This is a genomic window from Acidovorax sp. GW821-FHT10A04 (genome assembly GCF_059415825.1).
In genome coordinates this window covers 243029-264839 of sequence record NZ_JBWKNZ010000009.1, presented here as the reverse complement: position 1 = coordinate 264839, position 21811 = coordinate 243029, and the positions used below count along the sequence as shown (strand labels likewise).

12 protein-coding genes are annotated in these 21811 nt (G+C 69.5%); 4 read left to right on the top strand and 8 right to left on the bottom strand.

What is annotated here, in order from left to right; translation table 11 throughout:
* Positions 1 to 23: 23 nt before the first annotated feature.
* From AC07PF_RS20145 to AC07PF_RS20130, 4 genes are all read right to left on the bottom strand, one after another.
* Positions 24 to 2303 carry a bifunctional diguanylate cyclase/phosphodiesterase gene (locus tag AC07PF_RS20145; RefSeq protein WP_494612993.1) on the bottom strand — a complete coding sequence of 760 codons (2280 nt, stop codon included), beginning with the start codon at positions 2301 to 2303 and terminating at the stop codon, positions 24 to 26.
* Between the two features lie 111 nt (positions 2304 to 2414).
* A complete protein-coding gene (gene pbpC / locus AC07PF_RS20140; protein ID WP_494612992.1) occupies positions 2415 to 4778 on the bottom strand; it encodes a penicillin-binding protein 1C in 2364 nt (787 codons plus the stop codon).
* Positions 4714 to 5082, bottom strand: coding sequence for a hypothetical protein (locus tag AC07PF_RS20135; protein WP_007854116.1), 369 nt, complete (start codon positions 5080 to 5082; stop codon positions 4714 to 4716). Before AC07PF_RS20135 ends, pbpC begins: the two co-directional genes overlap by 65 nt.
* A 37-nt stretch (positions 5083 to 5119) precedes the next feature.
* Positions 5120 to 11089 carry an alpha-2-macroglobulin family protein gene (locus tag AC07PF_RS20130; protein WP_494613009.1) on the bottom strand — a complete coding sequence of 1990 codons (5970 nt, stop codon included), beginning with the start codon at positions 11087 to 11089 and terminating at the stop codon, positions 5120 to 5122.
* Positions 11090 to 11325: 236 nt separating this feature from the next.
* On the opposite strand from AC07PF_RS20130, the gene AC07PF_RS20125 reads away from it, so the two are divergent.
* Positions 11326 to 13446 (top strand): catalase, encoded by a 2121-nt coding sequence (locus tag AC07PF_RS20125; protein WP_494612991.1) that lies wholly within the window; start codon positions 11326 to 11328, stop codon positions 13444 to 13446.
* Between the two features lie 9 nt (positions 13447 to 13455).
* Positions 13456 to 14718 (top strand): OpgC domain-containing protein, encoded by a 1263-nt coding sequence (opgC, locus tag AC07PF_RS20120; protein WP_494612990.1) that lies wholly within the window; start codon positions 13456 to 13458, stop codon positions 14716 to 14718.
* Positions 14719 to 14730: 12 nt separating this feature from the next.
* Here the strand turns inward: opgC and AC07PF_RS20115 are convergent, their stop codons facing one another.
* The 4 genes from AC07PF_RS20115 to argH all read right to left on the bottom strand — a co-directional run bounded on the left by AC07PF_RS20115 (position 14731) and on the right by argH (position 19825).
* Positions 14731 to 15603, bottom strand: coding sequence for an SGNH/GDSL hydrolase family protein (locus tag AC07PF_RS20115; RefSeq protein WP_494612989.1), 873 nt, complete (start codon positions 15601 to 15603; stop codon positions 14731 to 14733).
* Positions 15604 to 15749: 146 nt separating this feature from the next.
* Positions 15750 to 17213, bottom strand: coding sequence for a diguanylate cyclase domain-containing protein (locus AC07PF_RS20110; RefSeq protein ID WP_494612988.1), 1464 nt, complete (start codon positions 17211 to 17213; stop codon positions 15750 to 15752).
* Between the two features lie 31 nt (positions 17214 to 17244).
* Positions 17245 to 18231, bottom strand: a complete 987-nt coding sequence (locus AC07PF_RS20105) for a Bug family tripartite tricarboxylate transporter substrate binding protein (RefSeq protein WP_494612987.1) — start codon at positions 18229 to 18231, stop codon at positions 17245 to 17247.
* 124 nt (positions 18232 to 18355) lie between these two features.
* The gene (gene argH, locus AC07PF_RS20100; protein ID WP_494612986.1) at positions 18356 to 19825 is read right to left on the bottom strand and encodes an argininosuccinate lyase; all 1470 of its coding nucleotides are present in this window, start codon (positions 19823 to 19825) and stop codon (positions 18356 to 18358) included.
* A 51-nt stretch (positions 19826 to 19876) separates the two neighbouring features.
* Here argH and AC07PF_RS20095 point away from each other — a divergent pair, with 51 nt between their 5' ends.
* On the top strand, positions 19877 to 21058 hold the full coding sequence (locus AC07PF_RS20095) for a sensor histidine kinase (protein ID WP_494604518.1): 1182 nt from the start codon (positions 19877 to 19879) through the stop codon (positions 21056 to 21058).
* Positions 21055 to 21807: a LytR/AlgR family response regulator transcription factor gene (locus tag AC07PF_RS20090; RefSeq protein WP_007854102.1), complete on the top strand. Its 753-nt coding sequence runs from the start codon at positions 21055 to 21057 to the stop codon at positions 21805 to 21807. Before AC07PF_RS20095 ends, AC07PF_RS20090 begins: the two co-directional genes overlap by 4 nt.
* Positions 21808 to 21811: the final 4 nt, after the last annotated feature.

Genomic DNA, 21811 nt, shown 5'->3' with positions numbered 1-21811 from the left:
AGGGCTGGCACGCCTGCCGCGTGCTAACCCGGCCCGGGCTGCGGCGGCGTGATGACCCGCGGCTCGGCCCCGGGGCCCGCATAGAGCATGAACTGCAGACGCCCGCCGCGCTTGGCGGCGTACATGGCGGCATCGGCGTGCTGCGTGAGTTCTTCGAAGGTGGCGCCATGCTCGGGGAACATGGCGATGCCACCGCTCAGGCCGATGCGCAGCGCCTCGCCACCCAGCTCGAAGGGGCTGGCCGCGCCAGCCAGCATCTTGCGGGCCACGCTGCAGGCGCCCTCTGCGTCCTCCAGGCCCGGCAGCAGCACCACGAACTCGTCGCCGCCCTGGCGGCACACGGTGTCCGATCCACGCACGGCGGACTTCAGGCGCTGCGCGAACTGCACCAGCAGCCGGTCGCCCATGTCGTGCCCGAGCCGGTCGTTGACGGCCTTGAAGCCGTCCAGGTCCAGGTACATCACGGCCAGGCAACGGCGATCGCGCCGTGCGTGGGCGATGGCCAGCTGGGCGCGGTCCTGCAGCAGCAGGCGGTTGGGCAGGTCGGTCAGCGCGTCGTACTGGGCCAGGTGGGCCATGCGCGCCTGCATGGCCACGGCCTCGGTGACGTCGCGCAGCACGGCCACGGCACCGGTCACCGTGCCATGCCGGTCGGTGATGGTGCTGGCGGTTTCCTCGACATCGAAGCGCTGCCCCGATGTACGGTGCTGCACCACGCCACGCACCGGTACCTCGGGCGGATGGCCGTTGATGGCGCCATGCAGTGCGCTGGGCAGGATCCTGTCCGTGTCCGGCTCCTGCAGCCGGACCACGGCCTCGACCCGGCTGCCGGCGGCGTCGAAGGCCTGCCAGCCCGTCAGGCGCTCGGCCACCGGGTTGAGGTAGGTGATGTGGCCCTGCGCATCGGCACAGATCACGGCATCGCCGATCGCCTGCAGGGTCAGGCGGATGCGCTCCTTCTCCTCGAACAGCTGTTCCTCCATGCGCTTGCGGTCGGTGATGTCGATGGTCTGCGAAAAAACGCCCCGCACCTGGTCGCCGTCCATGTCGGGCACGTAGGAGACGATGGCATGGTGCAGCTGCCCGGCCCTGTCGATCAGGGTGCATTCGAAGAGTTGGCGCTCGCCGCGCAGTGCACCGCGCAGGAAAGGCTCGCACATCGCGTACTGGTCGGGCCCGAGCAGCTCGCCAAAACGCATGCCGCGCAACTGCTCGGGTGCCACGCCGAACCAGGCGTCGTAGGCACTGTTGGCAAAACGGTTGGTGAGGTCCGCGTCCCAGTAGCTCACCAGCGACGGCAGGTTGTCGAGGATGGTCTGCCGGTCGCGCTCGGCCGCGCGCAATTCGGCGCTCACGGCCTGGCGGCGCAGCAGTTCGCGCACGAACAGCATGGCCAATCCCACACAACCGGCCATGAGCAGTGCAGAAAAGATGCTCAGCACCCAGGCGCTGCGGCGCCATTTGGCCAACACGGTGTCGCTGGACTGCGCGACATTCACGATCAGCGGGTAGGAGCCCACGTGCTCCCAGGCCTGCAGTTGGTGCGAGCCGTCGGCAGCCGCCGCATCGACCGCGTCGATGCCCACCGCCGTGGCTTGCAGCCGTGCCAGGGCGGCCGTGCCAGCGATGGTCGTATTCACATCGCCCTGGGCCAGCGGAAAGCGCGAGACAAGCAGCCCGTCCGTGCGGTACAGGTCCACCCGGCTGCCCACCCCCAGGTCGAGCGAACCGAACAGCCTGTCGAAGTAATTCAGGCGGATGGCACCGACCACGACCCCCGCGAAGCGGCCGTTCTGGTGGTAGTAGGCCCTGGTCAACGGAAGAATGTACAGCCCGGTGATGCGCGACGGTACGGGGCGACCCACGTGCAGGCCTTGTTGCCCGCCCTGGGAGAAGGCGAGAAAGTAGTCCCGATCGGCAAAGTTGGCCTGGCGCGGCTTCAGGGCGGACGAGTCCAGCACCACATCGCCCCGCTCATCGACCACCAGCACCGAGCCGGAGCCTGGCACCTGCAGGGAGTTGTCGAACAAAACGCCGTTGCGTATCTCGGGCGGCAAAGCCATCACCTCGGGGCGCTCCAGCCCCGCCACCACGCCCTTGAGCGATTCATCGAGCGAGCGAAGCGTGCCGCCAAGGCTTCGCTCCAGCGTGCTGGCCAGGTTGGCATTGGTGCGGCTGGCGTAGTCCCAGCTGTCCTCCCGCATGGTCCAGATGGTGCGGGCAAACAGCAAACCAATGCCCAGGGACACCAGCAGGGCCAGCCAGATCAGCCTGTGGGAGAAAAACTGGCGGGAAAAGTGCATGGACAAGCGTGCGTTGCGGGGCAAGCGTCATGCAGACCCGGTTATTTGCAACACAGTGTAACGTCGCCCATAGCCCCGGCATAGCGCGAAAAGGCAGGGCTTTTGCGGCACTTATCGGCGCGCTGGCGGGCTGGCGCCGGTCGCCCGCACACCCGCCCCGCGCACTTCGAACTGCAGCGTGTCATGCACCTTGCCGCGCGCGTCCACCAGTTCCAGCTGGTGGCGCCCGGGCCAGGGCGGCCAGGCCCAGCGGGCACCGCGCCCTTGCTCGCGCCCGTCGATGCGCCAGCGCAGGTCGCGCCCGCCGCTGGCCACGAACTGCAGACGCTGGCGCTCGGGCGGAATGTCGGGATCGAGCGCGATGATGGTGCCCGGCACCGGCGCCAGGATGCGCGCCGAGGGCGCTTCGTCGGCAGCTTCCGCCGTGGCGGGAGCGGCCCGCAAGGGCCTGGTACCGCGCTTCGCGGCGACGGAGTCGTCGGCCGGCCCGGCGTCGATGGCAAAGCGCGCCTGCTGGGTGCCGGGAACAAACCATTCCTCGCGCGCCGCCTCCAGCGGCAGCGGTGCCGCCCCTTCCGGCGCCGCCTGCAGGGGGCCGAACTGCACGGCCTGGCGCACCAGGCCCTTGGGCGCTGTGGGTGCCCGGCTGGGCTCGCGCGCATGCAGGAAGCCCATCACCGCGGCCCAGATGGGCGCGGCGCCGCTGGTGCCGCTCACGTCGTGCATGGCCGCACCGCTGGCGTTGCCGACCCACACGCCGACCGTGTAGCGCTGCGACCATCCCACGGCCCAGTTGTCGCGCATGTCCTTGCTGGTGCCGGTCTTCACGGCCGACCAGAAGCGCGTGGCGAGCACGCTGTCGGTGCCGAAGGTGCGCGAGCGCGCATTGCCGTCGGACAGGATGTCGCCCACGATGAAGGCCGCGCCGGCATCGATGGCGCGCACCGGCGCCGCGCCTGGCTGGCCCGGCCACACCCGCACCGGCCCGCGGTTGCCGCCGTTGGCCAGGGTGCGGAAGGCGTTCGTCAGGTGCAAGAGCGGCACCTCGGGGCTGCCCAGCGCCAGGCTGTAGCCGAAGTAGTCGCCGCTCTCGCGCAGCGGCAGGCCCAGGGCGCCGAGCTGGCGGTGGAAGGCATCGGGCGTGACCATGACCAGCGTGCGCACCGCCGGCACGTTGAGCGAGGCCGCCAGCGCAGTGCGCGCCGAGACCCAGCCCTTGAACTGCCGGTCGTAGTTCTGCGGGATGTAGAGACCGCCGGCCGTGGCGATGTGGGCCGGCGAATCGTCCACCAGCGAGGCCGCCGTGAGCCGCCGCTCGGCAATCGCCTGGGCATAGAGGAAGGGCTTGAGCGTGGAGCCCGGCTGGCGCAGGGCCTGCACGCCGTCGACCTCGCCGGCCTGGCTGAGCTGGCCCGAGGAGCCGACCCAGGCGAGCACGGCGCCCGTGGCGTTGTCGAGCACCAGCACCGCGCCGTCCTCGACGTTGCGGCCCTGCAGCTCGCGCAGGTGCTGGGCCAGCGTCTGCACGGCAAAGCGCTGCAGGGGTGCGCGCAGGGTGCTGGCCACCTGTTCGGGCACGGGGGCTGCGCCCGGCACGGCCTGCTGCTGGCGCAGCAGGTAGCGCGCGAAGTGCGGGGCCATGCCCTCGCTGGCACCGAAGGCCCTGCGCTGCAGCGCCGCGGTGACGAACAGGTCCAGCGCATCGCAGTCCACGCGGGCCGCCGCCTGGCCCGGGCGCTGCTGCAGATCGCGCAGCACGCCGCAGGCGCGCTGCGACACCAGCGCAGGCCGGGCATTGGGCGCGCGCACCAGTGCGGCGGCCACGGCCGCCTCGCGGTCGTCGAGGCCGTGGGCGGCCTTGTCGAACAGGGTGCGGCTCAGCGCGTCGATGCCCACCAGCTCGCTGCGAAATGGCACCAGGTTGAGGTAGGCCTCCAGCACCTGGTCCTTGCGCCAGCGGCGGTCCAGCACCTGGGCGGCCACGGTCTGGCCGAGCTTTTGCACCACGCTGCGCCCGCCCGGGCCCTGGCGCCAGTCGCCGTCGAGCAGGCCGGCCAGCTGCATGGTGATGGTGCTGGCACCGCGCGTGCGCTGGTTCCAGAGGTTGCCCCAGGCGGCCGCCGAGGCGGCGCGCCAGTCCACACCGCTGTGTTCGTAGAAGCGCTTGTCCTCGCTGAGCACCAGGGCCGCACGCAGCGCCGGCGAGATGTCGGCCAGCGGCACCCACTGGCCGCGGCGCACCGTGGCATCGGTGCGCAGGCGCTGGACGACCTCGCCCTCCTGCGAGAGGACCAGGGTATCGGAGGGCCTGAAATCCTGGCGCACCTCGGTGAAGCTGGGGATCGCATGGGCGGGCAGCGCCGCCGCTGCCGCCAGGGTCAGCGCCAGGCGGCGCCACCAGAGGGCCGGATCAGCCACCCGGATGCTCCCGCTCGAAGCGCTTCTCGGCCTCGGTGAGGTGGTGCAGCAGCACATGCGAGATGAGGTTGACGCCGATGCCACCGAAGACGGCCGGCAGCACGTAGAGCGCTATCGACACCTCGGACGCGAACACCGCGTCGTCGGCCGCCGAGAGCGTCTGGCGGGCCAGTGCCGCCATGCTTTGCAGCAGGTAGACGTCGACGCCCGCGATGAGCACCAGCGCAATGCCGAAGCCCAGCACGGCCGGGCGCGAGATGGCGCGGGTGCGCAGCAGCGCCGCATAGATGCCCGCAGGCAGCACCAGCGAGAACACCACCAGCACCCAGAACCGCAGCTCCACGAAGACGCTGGCGTTCATGGCCGGTGCCTCCCTGGCCAGGCTGCGGCGCGGGGTGTCACTTGGCGGCCTCCACCTTCACGCGGGCGTTGGGGAACTCGCCGAACATCTCGGGCGCGTACATGGCCTCCACGCGGCTCGGGGGCAGCGCAAAGTCGCCCACGTTGTTCAGGCGCACGGTGTACTCCATCTTCACCGTGCCCTTGGGCAGGTAGTGGTAGTAGCTGCGGAAGGACTCGAAGCTGCGCTCCTCGAACGCCGGCCAGCCGCTGCCGCTGCGCTTTTCGCCCTGGGTGGCGATCTCGGAGTCGCGGCCCAGGCCGCTGCCCAGGATGGTGGCACCGCCGGGCACCGGGTCGGTGATGGCGACCCAGGTCATGTCGGCACTGGCATTGACCTCCAGCGTCACGCGCAGCACGTCGCCGCGCGTGTACTGGCCGGCGGGCAACGACTTGTTGGCCTGCTCCACCGGGGTGATGGTCTTCTTGATGGCGTAGCCGGCGGCGAACGGGGCTTTCAGCTGGATGGCGGCCACCGACTGCAGCGTGAGCCAGGGCTTGCCCGTGCCCTGGTGGGCGACGGACAGGCTTTCCTTGCCGCCCGCGGCCGCCCAGGGCAGGAACATGCCGTTGTTGCGCAGGTTGCCCGGTGCGGCGGGTGCGCCGAACCAGGTGGTCTGGTGCGCGGCGCCGCCGGCATCCGAGGTCTTGATGCGCTCGACCTTGCTCCAGTCCACGCTGGCAGTGTTCGTGCCCATGCTGGCCTTGGTGCTGCCCGCGACCGGCGTGGCCTCGAACTTGGCCGAGAACTTCTCCAGCGCCAGGCCGCCCCAGAGGTTGGCCGTGGTGGTGTGCCAGGCGCCGCCCTGCTGGCGGCTGATGAAGCCATTGGCCAGGCGGCCCATGTCGTCCTTCCAGCCCGGGTCGTCCATCACGGCCAGTATCAGGCGCGCGGTGTTCACGTCGCCGTTCTGCATCAGCCACCACCAGTAGTCGTCCTGCTCGGTGCTGAAGATGGCCTTGGTGCCCTGGAACGACAGGCGGCTGCGCAGGATCTGCATGGCTTCGGCCAGGCGCTTGTCGCGCTCGGGCACGTCGGCCACGCGGCGCAGCACGTTCACCCAGTCGATCACCGAGTGCGTGGGCCACTGGTTGGGCGCCACGGTGATGCTGCTGACCATGCGCCCCTGGGCCTTGCCATAGCGCGACAGGGCCTCGATGGCGGCCAGCTTGCGCATGTCCAGGTCCTTGCGCGGGCTCCAGAACTCGCGCTGTATGCGGCCTTCGATGAAGGCGATCAGGCCCCGCTCCATGGGCGCGCGCGCATCGTCGGGCAAAGCGAATGCCGGGTCGATGCTGGAGGCCTCGTGGGTCGCCGCCAGCAGGTAGGCCGTGAGCGTGTCGCTGCCGCGGTTGGCGTCGCCATCGCGCGGCGGGAAGTAGTTGGCCAGGCCGTCGCTGTCGAGGTAAGTGGGCAACTGGGCCACCACCGTCTGCCAGAGCTTGCCGTCGCGCATGCCCACGGCCTTGCTGGTCTTTTGCTCCAGGCAGGCAAACGGGTAGTTGGCCCACCAGTCGCGCACGCCGGGCAGGCCTTCGGCCAGCTTGGGCTGCAGCGACATCTTCAGGCCGCCGCGGCCGGGCAATGCATCGGCCGGCGGGTTCACGTCCAGGGTGAAGCTGCCGTCCACCTGCACCAGCGTGGCCTGCTGCACCGTGAGCGGGATCGCCGGGATGATGCGCTGGCGCGCCTTGAGCGCATCGCGCGCGCCGCTCACGGTGTCCTTGGCATCGATCTCCCAGAGGATGGCTTCGGCGCGGGTCTGCGCCAGCTGGGCCGGCGCGGTCACGTTCCAGGCCACCTCGCGCGATTCGCCCGCGGGGATGTCGATGGTCTGGGGCTTCACATCCAGCAGCGTGGCGCGCGGCGACACCTCGACCTTCATGGCCGCCTTGGTGGTGTTGCGCAGCGTGAGCTGGGCGCGGAACTGGTCGTCCTCGCGCACCAGCGGCGGCAGGCCGCTGATGATCTGCAGGTCCTGCGTGGCGCGGATGCTGGTGCTGCCGGTGCCGAACAGGCCCACCGAGGCATCGGCCACGGCCACGATCTTGAAGGTGGTGAGTGCGTCGTTCAGGGGCACCGTCACCTTGGCCTGGCCATTGGCGTCGAGCTTGAGCGCGGGCTCCCAGAGCAGCAGGGTCTCGAGCAGCTCGCGCGTCTGCGCGCGGCCGCCGCCGCCGCCCGCGGGCACGGCCTTCTTGCCGTAGTGGCGCCGGCCGATGATCTCCATCTGCGCGGTGGAGGTCTGCACGCCCCAGCTGCGCCGCTGCAGCATGGATTCAAGCAGGTTCCAGCTGGTGTTGGGCATCAGTTCCAGGAGCGCCTGGTCCACGGCGGCCAGCGCCACCTCGGCATTGGCCGCCGGCTTGCCATTGGGCAGGGTGGCGGTGATGGTGACCTGCGCCTTGCCGCGCACGGCGTAGCTTTCCTTGTCGGCCACGACCTTCACGTCGATCTGATGCGCCTTGCTGCCCACGCGGATCTCGGCCAGGCCCAGGCGGAAGGCGGGCTTGGACAGGTCCACCATGGCGGTGGGGGCCTGGTATTCCTTGCCTTCGTACCAGAACGAGCTCCACCACTCGCGTGGCGACTTGAAGCCCCAGGTGAAGAAGCTGTACCAGGGCACGTCGCGCAGGCGTCCGCGCAGGGCCAGCACGCTCACATAGACGTTGGGGCCCCAACCGTCCTCGATCTTGAGCTCGATGGTCGGGTCCTGGCCGTTGAGCTGCACCACGCGCGTGTCGATGATGCCTTCGCGCTCCACCGCCACCAGGGCCGTGGCGAAGCGAAAGGGCATGCGCACCTGGAACTTGGCGGTCTCGCCGGGCTGGTAGCTCTTCTTCTCGGGCAGCAGGTCGATGCGGTCGTGGTCCTCGCCGCCGAACCACAGCTCGCCCTGGCGCGTGACCCAGACGGACGATGCCGCCTCGCTGGTGTTGCCGTCGCGGTCGCTGGCAATGGCCACCAGCTCCACCTCGCCGGCCTCGTCGAGCTTGGACTCGCACAGCAGCAGGCCGCGGCTGTCGCTCTTGCCGCTGCAGATGGTGCCCAGGTCCTTGGTCTCAGTCTGGTTGTCGTAGCTGTAGAAGCCGCCCACCATGCGCTTGCGCGTGGTGGTGGTGATGCGTGCCACGGCCTTGACCTGCAAGGGCACGTCGGCCGCGGCGGAGCCGTTGTGCTGCAGCGCCAGCGCCTGGAAGCGGATCTTCTGCTTGGCTGACACCCAGCCTTCGGTCTTGATGCCGGCCACCACGCCCGCGGGCCACACGGTCTGCGTGCTGCGCAGGGTCTGCACCTCGCCATTGGGGTCGGCGTAGGTGGCCTCCATCACCAGGTCCTGGGGCTGGCGCCCCTGGGGCACGTTCTCGATGGTGAGCTTGCCGGCACCGTTGCGGTCCAGCGTCACGGCCAGCTTGTCGGCGATCACGCGGCTGTCCTGGCTCGCGGCGGCCTCCTCGTCGTCGCTGTTGCCGCTGCCCGACTGGCCACGCTTGCGCGGCGGGTTGAAGCTGAAGGCGTCGTAGTCGTTGTACTGCAGGGACTTGCTGCGCACCATGGCCGATACGCGCACCGGCAGGTTGGCGGCACCGCCGCCGGCCACATAGTTGATCTGCACGTCGGTGGGCACGGAGCGCACGCGCACCAGGGCCTTCTTGTCGGTCGGGGCGATGCGGCCTTCGAGCACCGGCAGGCGGAACTCTTCCACGCGGAACTGGCCCGAGCTGAAGCTGCGCTCGCTGCCACCGGCATTGCGCAGCTCCACCGAGTACATGCCGAGCTTGGCCGCGGGCGGCACGGCAAAGCTGCTCTGCGCGCTGAAGCCGCCCGTGGCCGTGCTGCGCCAGGCCAGGGGCTGGGTGTACTGCTGGCCGCTGCCCAGGTGGGTGATCACCAGCGTGGTGGGCCGGCTCTCGGGGATGTCGAAGCCCTTGCGCGTCTCGGTGCGCAGCAGGTGCTTCATCGACACCGTCTCGCCCGCCCGGAACAGGGTGCGGTCGAAGATGGTGTGGGCACGCTCGTCGGGATTGGGTTCGTTGCTGGTGGGCACGTTGAAGCGCCAGGGCTCGATGCCGCGCTGCCAGTCGCTCCAGGTGAAGGCCATGTCCTCCACGCCGTCGGCGCCCTTGCTGCGCGCGCTGACGAAGTAGGCACGTTCGCCCTCTTCACCGCACTGCTCGGGCTCCGGCGACAGGCCTTCGAGGCTGGCCACGCCCTGGGCATTGGTGGTGCCGGTGGCCAGCTCGCGGCCGCTGCAGTCGGACACGCGCACCGTGGCGCCGGCCACGGGCTGGCCCTTGTCCAGGCTGGTGACCCAGGCCAGCGCGTTCTCGCGGCCGAGCTTGAAGTGCACGCCCAGGTTGGTCACCAGCGCCGAGGTGCGCACGTACATGGTGCGGGCATCGCCATGGCGTTCGTCAAGCAGCGAGTTGCCGAGCAGCTGCGAGGCGATCTCCACCACATGGAAGCCGGGCGCCAGCGGAATGCCCACCACCTCGAAGGGGCGCGGGTCGTTGTTCGCAGGCTTGGGCAGGTCCAGCGTCTTCACGCCGTTCTGCCCGCCGAGCAGGGAGACCATGCGCGACTGCACGTAGTCGCGGTCGTTGTCGAGCACCTTGGGCAGCGGGCCCTTGGTGTCGCGGCGCGCCTCCTTGCGGTCGACGTTGTAGTTGTCATAGCGCTTGACCTTGCGGAACCAGGCGATGATGTCCGAGTCGCTGGTGGGCCGCAGGGTGCTTACCTTGCCGGCGGGTGCCGCGGGCGTGCCGCTGCCCGCCTGCAGGCCCTGCACCTTGAGGGCCGCTTCCACATTGCGCAAGGTGACGGGCAGCAGCGCGGGGCCCTCGGGGCCTTCGGCAAAGCGCTCGACGATGCCGAAGGGCGCGGCCGCAAACTTGGCCAGCGGCGGCCTGCCGCCCGTGGCCACCTTGAGCGGGAAGCTGTCGGCATTGCGCAGCGTGCGGCCGGAGGCGTCCTTGAAATCCTTGGGCAGCTCGATGGTGAACTGGGTGTTCTCGGCCAGCGGGGCCGTGAACTGCAGGCTGGTGACCACGGAATCGGGGTTCTTGTCCTCGTCCGCACCGCCTTCGAGCTGCGGCTTGATGGTTTCCTTGCCCGACTTCAGGCGGATGCCGGCCGCCAGCTTGCGCGACAGCGGGGCATTGAAGGACAGGCCCATCGGGCGGATCGGCAGGCAGGCGGCCTGCGCGTTCTCGCGCTCGCAGCTGAACTCGGCCGAGAAGGGTTCGCGCACCTTGTAGGCAAAGCGCTTTTCCACCGCATTGGCCACGCCGCTCGGGGTGGCCACGCCCTTGCCGAAGACGAACTGCATGCGCGAGCCGGAGGTCAGGCGCCGGTTGCAGGCCAGGCTCACGTACTGCAGCGGCTGCTGGGCAGCGCGCTTGTCCAGGCCCAGCGACTTGAGGATTTCATCGCGCTGGCTGCCCTCGACCAGGCGCACAGGGACCTTCTCGCCCACGCCGTCGAGCGCGCACCAGGTGTTGGCCTTGATGCTGTCGAGTGTGGCCGGGCCGTTGAGCTGCAGCACGAAGACCTGCTCTTCGTCGATGTCCTGGTAGGTGCCGGGGCGCATGTTCTGCACGAACGGGCCGCCGGTGTTGAACTGGAAGCTCGTGGGCCCGGTCAGCGCCGCGCCGCTGGCCGACTTGAAGCCCGCCTTGACTGCGGCAGTGCAGCGCACGCCCGGGGGCAGGTCGTTCTCGAAGTCGAAGACCCATTCCTTCTCGCCCGTCCAGCGGCCATTGCCCCTGGTGGCGGCGGCATCGCTGCAGCTCAGGGTCAGCGGTGGTGGCGCCTTGGGGTCGCCGAAATTGACGGCCGCCGCGTCGAACTTGGCCACCACCTGGCGCACGCGCGCGACCTCGCCCTGGGGGGACAGGCTCGTGATCTGCAGGGCATGGGCGGTCCCCATGGCCCCCAGGGTCGCCAGCGACAGGCCGGCGGCAAACATCCAGTTCTTGGCTTTCACGCGATCCCCTCCAAAGGAACTGGCAAGCGTAACAAAACCGCATGGCATGGAGACCTGCGTTGCAAGCACTTACGGATCCAGGGCGTGCGCCACTTCACGGAAGGGGCCTTTTTTGCGCCGCCGACAGGAGGACGGCCCATGGTCCTACCTCCACCCGCGCGCTGCTGGGGAAAGATGCCATTTGACCCACGTCCCCGCCCCCCATTTCTGGAGCATCCATGGCCAAGTCCCCAGCCGTCCGCACGCCCGCGGACAAGCCACGTTCGACCCGATCCACCACCCCGGCGCCCGACACCTTGCGCGGCAATGGTGACGAATTGCAACAGCAAGCCGGCGCCGATCACCCGGTCATGACGACCCAGTTGGGCATACCGATCGCCGACAACCAGAACTCGCTGCGCAGCACGCCACGCGGCCCCTCGCTGCTCGAAGACTTCATCCTGCGCGAGAAAATCACGCATTTCGACCACGAGCGTATTCCCGAACGCATCGTGCACGCCCGCGGCACGGCCGCGCACGGCTACTTCGAGCTGACCGAATCGCTGGCCGACTACACCACGGCCCGCGTGCTCACCGAAGTGGGGGTGCAAACGCCCGTGTTCACCCGCTTTTCCACCGTGGCCGGCGGTGCCGGCTCGGTGGACACGCCGCGCGACGTGCGCGGCTTCGCCGTCAAGCTGTACACGCAGGAGGGCAACTGGGACATCGTGGGCAACAACATCCCGGTGTTCTTCATCCAGGACGCGATGAAGTTCCCCGACCTCGTGCACGCCGTGAAGATGGAGCCCGACCGCGGTTACCCGCAGGCCGGCAGCGCCCACGATACCTTCTGGGACTTCGTCTCGCTGATGCCCGAGACCCTGCACATGGTGATGTGGGCCATGAGCGACCGCACCATCCCGCGCAGCCTGCGCACGATGGAAGGCTTTGGCGTGCACTCGTTCCGCCTGGTGAATGCCGAGGGCGAGAGCACCTTCGTGAAGTTCCACTGGCGGCCGAAGCTGGGTATCCAGTCCACGGTGTGGGACGAGGCCGTGAAACTGCAGGCGGCCGACAACGACTACCACCGCCGCGACCTGTTCGAGGCCATCGAGGCCGGCAACTACCCCGAATGGGACTTCGCCGTGCAGCTCTTCACCGAAGAAGAGGCAGCCAGCTTCCCCTTCGACCACCTGGATGCGACCAAGCTGATTCCCGAGGAGCTGGTACCGCTGCGCACCATCGGCCGCATGGTGCTCAACCGCTGGCCCGACAACTTCTTTGCCGAGACCGAGCAGGTGGCCTACTGCCCGGCCAATGTGCCGCCGGGCGTGGATTTTTCCAACGACCCGCTGCTGCAGGGCCGGCTGTTCTCGTACCTGGACACGCAGCTGTCGCGCCTGGGCGGCCCGAATTTCGCGCAGATCCCGGTCAACGCGCCCAAGTGCCCGTTCCACAACATGCAGCGCGACGGCCACATGCAGATGAACGTGCCCAAGGGCCGCGTCAACTACGAGCCCAGCAGCCTGCAGGGCGACACGCCCCGCGCCTCGCAGGCGCAGGGGTTCCGCCATTTCGCCGAAGCCGCCGACGCGGGTGCCAAGGGCCGCATCCGGGCCGAGAGCTTTGCCGACCATTACAGCCAGGCGCGCATGTTCTTTCGCAGCCAGAGCGAGCTGGAGCAGTCGCACATCGCCTCGGCCATTGTGTTCGAGCTGTCCAAGGTGGCCACCGTCCACGTGCGCGAGGCCGTGGTCGGCCACCTGCAGCATGTGGACCCGGCCCTCGCCCAGCGCGTGGCCGATGGCCTGGGCATGGATGCCATGCCACCCAAGCCCCCGGCCGCCGTGAAGCCGCAGGACCTGCCACTGTCGCCCGCGCTGCGCATCATCGACCGCATGCAGCCGACGCTGGAAGGCCGCTGCGTGGGCCTGCTGGTCCACGACGGCACCAACGCCAAGTCGGTGGCGACCCTGCGAAAGGCCATCGAGAAGGCCGGTGCCACGGTGAAGATCGTCGCGCCCAAGGTGGGTGGTGCCGTGATGGACGATGGCAGCCGCCTGCCCGCCGATGGGCAATTGGCCGGAACACCCTCCACGGTGTTCGATGCCGTGGCCTCGATACTCTCGACCGAGGCGGGCCAGAAGCTCGCGCGCGAGGCCGCTGCCGTGGACTGGTTCCGCGATGCCTTCGGCCACCTCAAGGCCATCGGCGCCTGCCCCGGCACGCAGGCCATCCTTCAGGCGGCTGGTATCGAGCCCGATGCCGGCGTGGTGGACCCCAAGGACAGCAAGGCCTTCATCGCTGCCGCGCAGACGCGCCAGTGGGACAGAGAGCCCAAGCTACGCACCCTCGCCTGAGGAGCCACCATGCCCCCCGCGCCCGCCCCGCCCTCCCAACGCAGTTGGGAGATCGATGCAGCCCGGGGGCTGATGTTGCTGCTGATGACAGTAACGCACCTGCCCACGCGGCTCACCTCGCCGCTGGGCCAGCCCTTCGGCTACGTGTCCGCGGCGGAGGGCTTCGTGCTGCTGTCGGCCTACATGGCCGGCTTGGTCTACGGCCGCGTGGCCTGGCGCAAGAGCGTGGCCGAGATGCACCATGCCTTCTGGCGCCGCGCCCTCAAGATCTATGCCTGCCATGCGGCGCTGCTGTTGTTCCTGTTCACGGTGATCGCCTTCATCGGCATCCGCATCGAGCAACCGGCCGTGGTGGACCTGCTGAACTTCTACGTCAGGCAGCCGTTCACGGCCCTGGTGGGCGGACTGCTGCTGCTCTACGAGCCGCCACTCCTGGATATCCTGCCGCTGTACGTGCTGTTCATGCTGGCCAGCCCCTGGGTGATGGTGCTGGCTTTCGTCTGGGGCTGGCGGCCGGTGATGCTGGTCAGCGGGCTGGTGTGGCTGGCGGCGCAGTTCGGCCTGTCGCACGGCGTGTACGACAGCATCAACGCCCTGGTGCCGCTGCCCGTGCCCTTCAACGAGACCGGTGCCTTCGTGATGTGGAGCTGGCAGTTCCTTTGGATGCTGGGGCTGTGGATGGGCGCCACGCGCAACGACCCGAATGCGCCGGCGTTCGCCTTCCCGCGCTGGTCGGTGCTGCTGGCCATTGCGCTGGCCATTTTCCTGATGGGCTGGCGCCACCTGGTCGGCCAGATCCCTTTCCATGCCGACGGGCCGTACGCCGCATTCAACCCCTGGTTCGACAAATGGGCGCTGGGGCCCATGCGCATGGTCAACCTGTTTGCGCTGGTGGTGCTCGCTATCCACTATGGCCCCCGGCTGGCCGCCCGCATGCCGCGCCAGCGCTGGCTGGAGACACTGGGCTCGGCCTCGCTACCAGTGTTCTGCGCACACCTGGTGCTGGTGCTCGTGGTGCTGGTCGCGCTGGGTGCGAAATACGACCGGCCCTGGCTGCAGGACATCGCCTTGCTGGCCGCCTCCTTCGGTGTGCTCTATGCGGTGGCGCGGGCGACCCTGTGGCTCGAACGCCACCAGAAGGAAGACACGACGCCGCCCGCCGTGCTGGCCCCGGGCCAGAAGCGCCCGCCGATGTACCCGCCAGCGCCCACCCGCACGGCCGTGCAGCCCGCAGCGCAGGACCCGCCCCGGGCGAAACCGATTCCAGGATGAAGCAGCAGGCCTTCAGCGACCGGTGCTGACCTGGACGGCAGCGGCCTCAGGAATCGCAGGAATGGCCACCGGTGGTGCCGCCGTGGCTTGCGTGGCCTTTTTTACCGCCTTGTCCGGGCCGGCCTGCAGCGTGGCCTGGCCGCGCCCCACATAGTCGGCGATCACCGAGCGCCACAGCCGGTAGCCGGCATCGCTCATGTGCAGGCGGTCCGGCCCGAAGAGTTCGGCGCGGGGCGCGCCCTGCAGGTCCAGCATGGGCGTGAAGATGTCGATGTAGTCGCTGTTGGGCAAACTGCGCACATAGGCAGCCAGCAGGGCATTGGCCTCGCGTGCCCTGGGCATCAGCTCGGCGCGCAAGGGGCTGGGCTTGATGGAGATGTAGGCGATGCGCGTATCGGGCAGCTCGGCGCGCACGGCGGCCACGAAGCCCTCGAAGCTTTCGAGCACCTGCTGTGGCGAGCGGCCTTCGGCCAGGTCGTTGTCGCCTGCATAGACGAACACCTGGCGCGGCCGGTACTGCAGCACCAGCTGCTTGACGAAGTACTGGCAGTCGGCCATGGTCGAACCGCCAAAACCGCGGTTGATGAGCACCGGCACGTCGCGAAAATCCTGCGGCAGCTGCGTCCAGAAGCGGATGGTGGAACTGCCCACGAAGAGCACACCGTCCTCGGCCGGGGCCTGGGCCTTGTCGGCCGCGGCGAACGCCTCCATGCTGGCCTGCCAGCGCGCATAGTGGGAGGCCGAGGACGACTGCGTCGTCTTGGGGCCGGGCGCAGACCCCGTGCCCCCCACGGGCGCGGGGTGCACCGCGGCCGTGCTCGACACCAGTACCCCCGACAGCGCAAGGCGCCGGGCGAGCCTGGAAAGGCGGGGGAATCGCTTCATGGCATGGTTCCCAGGAAGTGGCACATCGTTGTCAGATGGGGCCATTCTCGGCAATTTCACCGCGGCCGCTGCATGTTTTACAACTTCGGCGGCAGCGCCACACCCCGCCAGCCACAGGCACTGCACCCGCCATCCGCATGGATGGTTCAGGGCATGGTGGCGCTGTTCAGCGGCTGGGTTGCAAAGGTATGCAACTCGGCCGAGGCGGCCAGCGTGGCCTTGCCCTTGCCAGTGCGCTTGCTGGCGTACAGCGCCTGGTCGGCCCGGTCGATCAGCGCCGGCAGGGCCTCTGCCGCATCGCCCTGGAACACGGCCACACCGATGCTGACACCGATGCGTGCATGCTCGCCGTTGTCCAGCCCGATGGGTGCCAGCATGTCCTGCAGGACCCGCTGGGCGACCTCCATCGCCGCGTGCGGCGAGGTCACCGCATTCAGCACCAGGGCGAACTCGTCGCCCCCCAGCCGTGCCGCCGTGTCGTTGGCGCGCGCCATCCCCGCCAGGCGCTGGCCGACGCGCAGCAGCACCTGGTCGCCACAGCCGTGGCCCATGCTGTCGTTGATGGCCTTGAAGCCGTCGAGGTCCATCAGCAGCAGCGCACCGGCACGGCGGTCGCGGTGTGCGGCCAGCACAGCCTGGGACAGGCGGTCCTCGAACAGGCGGCGGTTGGGCAGGCCGGTGAGGCGGTCATGGCTGGCCAGCGCCAGCACCTGCTGGTGGGCCCGCACCAGCCAGGCGCTGAGCAGCCCCAGCAGCAGGGCGAACACGTACGACAGCGTCACGACCAGCGCCGGCGCGCTGCCGGCGGCCTTCCAGCCGCCCACGGGCACGGCGCCCAGGATCCAGCTGCCGCCCCCGGGCAGGGGCACGTCGAGCGTGACCGGCTTTTCGTCGAACAGGCCGGCCTGGCCCACGAACACGGCCCCCTGCGCGCCCAGGGCATCGAGGCCGCGCGCGGCCACCTGGAAGCCCATCTGCTCGGTGTTGAGCCCCACATCGGCGAACAGGGTGTCGGCGTTCACGGCCAGCGAGACGATGCCCCAGTAGCGCGGCTCGGCCACGGGGGCCGCGCCGGGCACGCCCGACAGGAACACCGGCGTGCGGCTCACGATGCCCAGCCCGCCCTGCACCAATTGGATGGGGCCGGCCACCACCGTGCGGCGGGTCTGGATGGCGCGCTCCACCGCACCGCGCTGCTGCGGGTTGTCCAGGTAGCGCAGGCCCAGGGCCTTCTCGTTGCCCAGGCGCGGGTAGATGTCGCTGATGACGTTGTCCGGCGCCAGCGCCAGGTTGCGGATGTTGCGCTGGCTCTCCAGCAGGCGCCCGACCACCGAGGCAAAAATCTCGGGCGACATGTGGCCCTGCGCGGCCACGAAGGCGGCCACGGTTTCGGGCACCGAAAGCGTGCTCTGCAGCTGGCGGTCCAGGCGGTCGCGGATTTCGAGCAGATGGGTCTGCGCGCGGGCCACGATCTCGGTGCGTGCCTTGGTGTGCGAGATGTCGATCACCAGCCAGGCCAGCAGCATGGCCAGCGCAGCACTGCACAGCCCCACCAGCAAGGGCAGGTAACGGGACTGCTGCCAGTGCGCGGGCAGGCGGGTGGTGGGCATGGCGGAAGCCGGCCTGCGCCGGCAGGATGGGTTACTGGGCCACGAAGCCCGTGTCCTTGATGATCTTGGTCCAGGCTGCGGTGTAGGCCTTCTCGCGCGTGGCGAACTGCGCGGGCGGCATGTGGCCCACGGTCAGGCCCATGGCCGTGAGGTGGTCGCGCACCTCGGGCATGGCGATGACCTTGGCCACGGCGTTCGAGAAATCGGTGACGAACTTCTGCGGCGTGCCCGCGGGTGCATAGATGCCGTAGTACGGCAGGTCCTCGAAGCCCTTGAGGCCCAGTTCATCGAAGGTCGGCACGTCGGGCATGGCGGCCTGGCGGTTCTTGCCCAGCACGGCCACCACGCGCACCTTGCCGGCCTTGTGGTTCTCGATGAAGTCGGGGATGGAGGCCACGCCGGCGCCGATCTGGTTGCCCAGCATGTCGGCCATCATGGGCGCGCTGCCCCGGTAGGGTGCGGACACGAGGTCGATGCCGAACTTGCCGCCCACCAGCTTCACGAGGAACTCGGGGGTGGACGCAGGTGCGGGGATGCCCACGGCACCCTTGCCGCCGCCCGCGCCCTTGATCCAGGTGACGTATTCGCCGAACGACCTGGCGGGCGTGCCGCCCGAGACAGCGAAGGCATTCACGAAGGTGGCGATGCCGACCACGGGGATGAAATCGCGTGCGGGCTCATAGCCCGGATTCTTCACTACCTGGGGCAGGATGGAGATGGTGTGGTCGTGGGTGAGAAACAACACCGTGCCGTCCGCCGGGCCGGCCTTGAGCGTCTGGGCCGCGATCTGCCCGCCCGCACCGGGCTTGTTCTCCACCACCACCGAGGTACCGAGCTCGTCCTTGAGCTTGTCGGCCAGGGTGCGCGCGATCGCGTCGGTGCCACCACCCGCGGGAAAGCCCACCAGCAGCCGGATCGGCTTGGGCTGGGCCGATGCCAGGCCTGCAGCCGCAAGGCCCAGGAGCAGCGCACCGGTGCGCAGGGTGTTGATGAGAAGACGGCGGCGGGGCGAGGTCATGCGAAGGCTCCAGCGGATAGGTAATCAGATGCAACAGGCGAGGATCGTAGCCGCACGCTGCTGCGCTGTCATGCGCCGCCGGTGGGCGGCTGCCTCACCATGCAAGAAATACACCCAGCCAGGATTACGCCAGCCGTGCGCGGTGGCGCGCCAACTGGGCGTGCACCTGCGCAGGCGCCGTGCCGCCCAGCGTGTTGCGCGCGTTGAGCGAGCCGCGCAGGCTCAGCGCATCGAACACGTCCTTCTCGATCTGCGGGTGGAAGCCCTGCAGCACGGCCAGCGGCAGTTCGGACAGGTCCACCTGGTGCGAGACGGCGGCCTTCACGGCGTGGGCCACGGTTTCGTGCGCGTCGCGGAAAGGCAGGCCCTTCTTGACCAGGTAGTCGGCCAGGTCGGTGGCGGTGGCATAGCCCTTGAGCGCGGCCTGCTCCATGGCGGGTGCGTTGACGGTGATGCCGCCCTCTTTCTTGCCCGTGGCGGGGTTCAACTGGCCGCCGACCATCTCGGCGAAGATGCGCAGCGTGTCCTTGAGCGTGTCCACGGTGTCGAACAGCGGCTCCTTGTCTTCCTGGTTGTCCTTGTTGTAGGCCAGGGGCTGGCCCTTCATCAGGGTGATCAGGCCCATCAGGTGGCCGACCACGCGGCCGGTCTTGCCGCGCGCCAGTTCCGGCACGTCGGGGTTCTTCTTCTGCGGCATGATGGAGCTGCCGGTCGTGAAGCGGTCGGCGATCTTGATGAAGCCGAAGTTCTGGCTCATCCAGATGATGAGTTCTTCGCTCAGGCGGCTCACGTGCACCATGCACAGGCTGGCGGCGGCGGTGAACTCGATGGCGAAGTCGCGGTCGCTCACGGCGTCCAGGCTGTTCTGGCACACGCCCTCCATGCCCAGGGTGCGCGCCACGCGCTCGCGGTCCAGCGGGTAGGTGGTGCCGGCCAGGGCGGCGGCGCCCAGCGGCAGCACGTTGACGCGGCGGCGCACGTCGGCCATGCGCTCGGCATCGCGCGCGAACATCTCCACGTAGGCCAGCATGTGGTGTCCAAAGCTCACGGGCTGCGCCACCTGCAGGTGGGTGAAGCCCGGCAGGATGACCTCCACGTTCTGCTCGGCCACGTCCACCAGCGACACCTGCAGCTCCTTGAGCAGGTCGGCGATCAGGTCGATCTCGCCGCGCAGCCACAGGCGCACGTCGGTGGCCACCTGGTCGTTGCGGCTGCGGCCGGTGTGCAGGCGCTTGCCGGCGTCGCCCACGAGCTGGGTCAGACGCGCCTCGATGTTCAGGTGCACGTCCTCGAGGTCGAGCTTCCACTCGAAGGCGCCGGACTCGATTTCGGCACTGATCTGGGCCATGCCGCGCTGGATCGAGGCATGGTCCTCGGCGCTGATGATGGCCTGGGCGGCCAGCATGTCGGCATGCGCCAGGCTGCCGGCAATGTCGGCCTGCCACAGGCGCTTGTCGAAGAAGACGCTGGAGGTGTAGCGCTTGACCAGGTCGCTCATGGGCTCGGAAAAGAGCGCCGACCAGGCCTGGGCCTTGGTGTCGAGCTGGTTGTGGGAGGGCGCGGACGGCGCGCTATTGGCTTGGCTGTTGGACATGGGAGGGCAATAATCCGGTAGTTCTGACACCCGGAACGCCCGGATGCCGCAATGCAAAACACGCAAATTTTATCGACCCCGCCTCCCGAAGCCGAATCGGACCCACCCAGAGGCCCTTCGCGCAGCGGCCAACCCGCGGCCGGAAGGGCGCTGGTGTTCGACGCCTGCCAGGTCGGCGTGGTGCTGCGGGCCGTGCTGTTCGTCGAGGTCGTGGTGGGCGTGGGCACCCTGTTCGGTGCCCGCGGCCCCAGCGATTGGCTGGCCAACATGGCCCTGGTGACAGGCGGTGCCTTGCCGGCCACCCTGGCCTGGCTGATCACCGCCTGCAGCCTGAAGACCGTGCTGCAGGGCCTGGGCACGGGCCAGCAGTATGCGGCCGGCGTGACGCTCGGGGCGCTGGCGGGCCTCTATGCCTGCGCCATGCTGACCCTGGCCGGCGTGGCCGAGCGCTCGCCCTGGGTGGCCAGCGCCGCCACCGGCGCCCTGCTCGCGGCGCTGCTGGTCGCGGCCCTGGTGCTGCGCGCGCGCGGGCGCACCCCGGCGGCCACAACGGCGCGCCTGACCGAGCTGCAGTCGCGCATCCGCCCACACTTTCTGTTCAATACGCTCAACAGCGCGATCGCCCTGGTGCGCAAGGAGCCCGCCAAGGCCGAATCGCTGCTCGAAGACCTGAGCGACCTGTTCCGCGTGGCGCTCGTCGAGCAGGGCGAAGTGACCTCCCTGGGCGAGGAAATCACCCTGGCCCGCCGTTACCTCGGTATCGAGGAGGTGCGTTTCGGCAAGCGCCTGCAGGTGCAGTGGAGCCTGGACCCGCGCACCGACAGCGCCCGGCTGCCACCCCTGCTGCTGCAGCCGCTGGTGGAAAACGCCGTCAAGCATGGCGTGGAGCCGAGCCCGCGCGGCGGCAAGCTCAAGGTGATGACCGAACTGCGCGGCAGCCGCGTGGTGGTGCGCATCACCAACACCCTGCCCGCGAGCGACATCCGCTACCACGACGTGCCGCGCGGCCATGGCATCGCCCTGGCCAACGTGCGCGCGCGCCTGGCGCTGCTGCACGATGTGCAGGGCGAATTCACGGCCGGCGTGCTCGACGGCCTCTACCAGGTGCGCATCACCCTGCCCGTGCAGGACCGGCCGGCCCGCGTGTCCGGCCGCCCGCGCCGCCATGGCCGGCCCGCCGCACCAGCCCCGTCGCCACCTCCCTCCGCCCCTACCCGCAATGCCGCGCCATGAACATCCTGATCGTTGACGACGAAGCCCTGGCCCGCAGCCGCCTGCGCACCCTGCTGGGCGACTGCGCCGAGACCCTGCACACCACCGTGTCCGAGGCCGGCAACGCCGGCGAAGCCATGGCCCTGCTGGGGCCCACCGGGGGCAGCGCCTTCGACCTGGTGCTGCTCGATATCCACATGCCCGGCCAGGACGGCCTGGGCCTGGCGCACGCGCTGCAGGCCCTGGCGCGCCCGCCGGCCGTGGTCTTCGTGACGGCCCATGCCGACCACGCGGTGAATGCCTTCGAGCTCGACGCCGTGGACTACCTCACCAAGCCCGTGCGGCGCGAGCGCCTGCAGCAGGCACTGGCCAAGGTGCAGCGCACCACCCGCCCGGCCCACAGCACGGCCGCGGCCCCTTCGGCCGCCGACGGCGAGGCGCTGGTGATCCAGGACCGGGGCCGCACCGAGCGGCTGCCGCTGGCCGAGGTGCTGTATTTCAAGGCCGAGCAGAAGTACGTGACGGTGCGCACCGCCACCCGCAGCTACATCATGGACGGGGCCCTGAGCGAGCTGGAGGCGCGCTACCCCACGCGCTTCCTGCGCATCCACCGCAATGCGCTGGTGGCCCGGCGCGCCGTGCGCGCGCTCGAAAAGCACTACGACCCCGAGGAAGGCGACGGCTGGGCCGTGCGCCTGCAGGGCATGACGGAGCTGCTCACGGTCTCGCGCCGGCAGGTGGCCGCCGTGCGCGAGGAACTGGCACGCTAGCCAG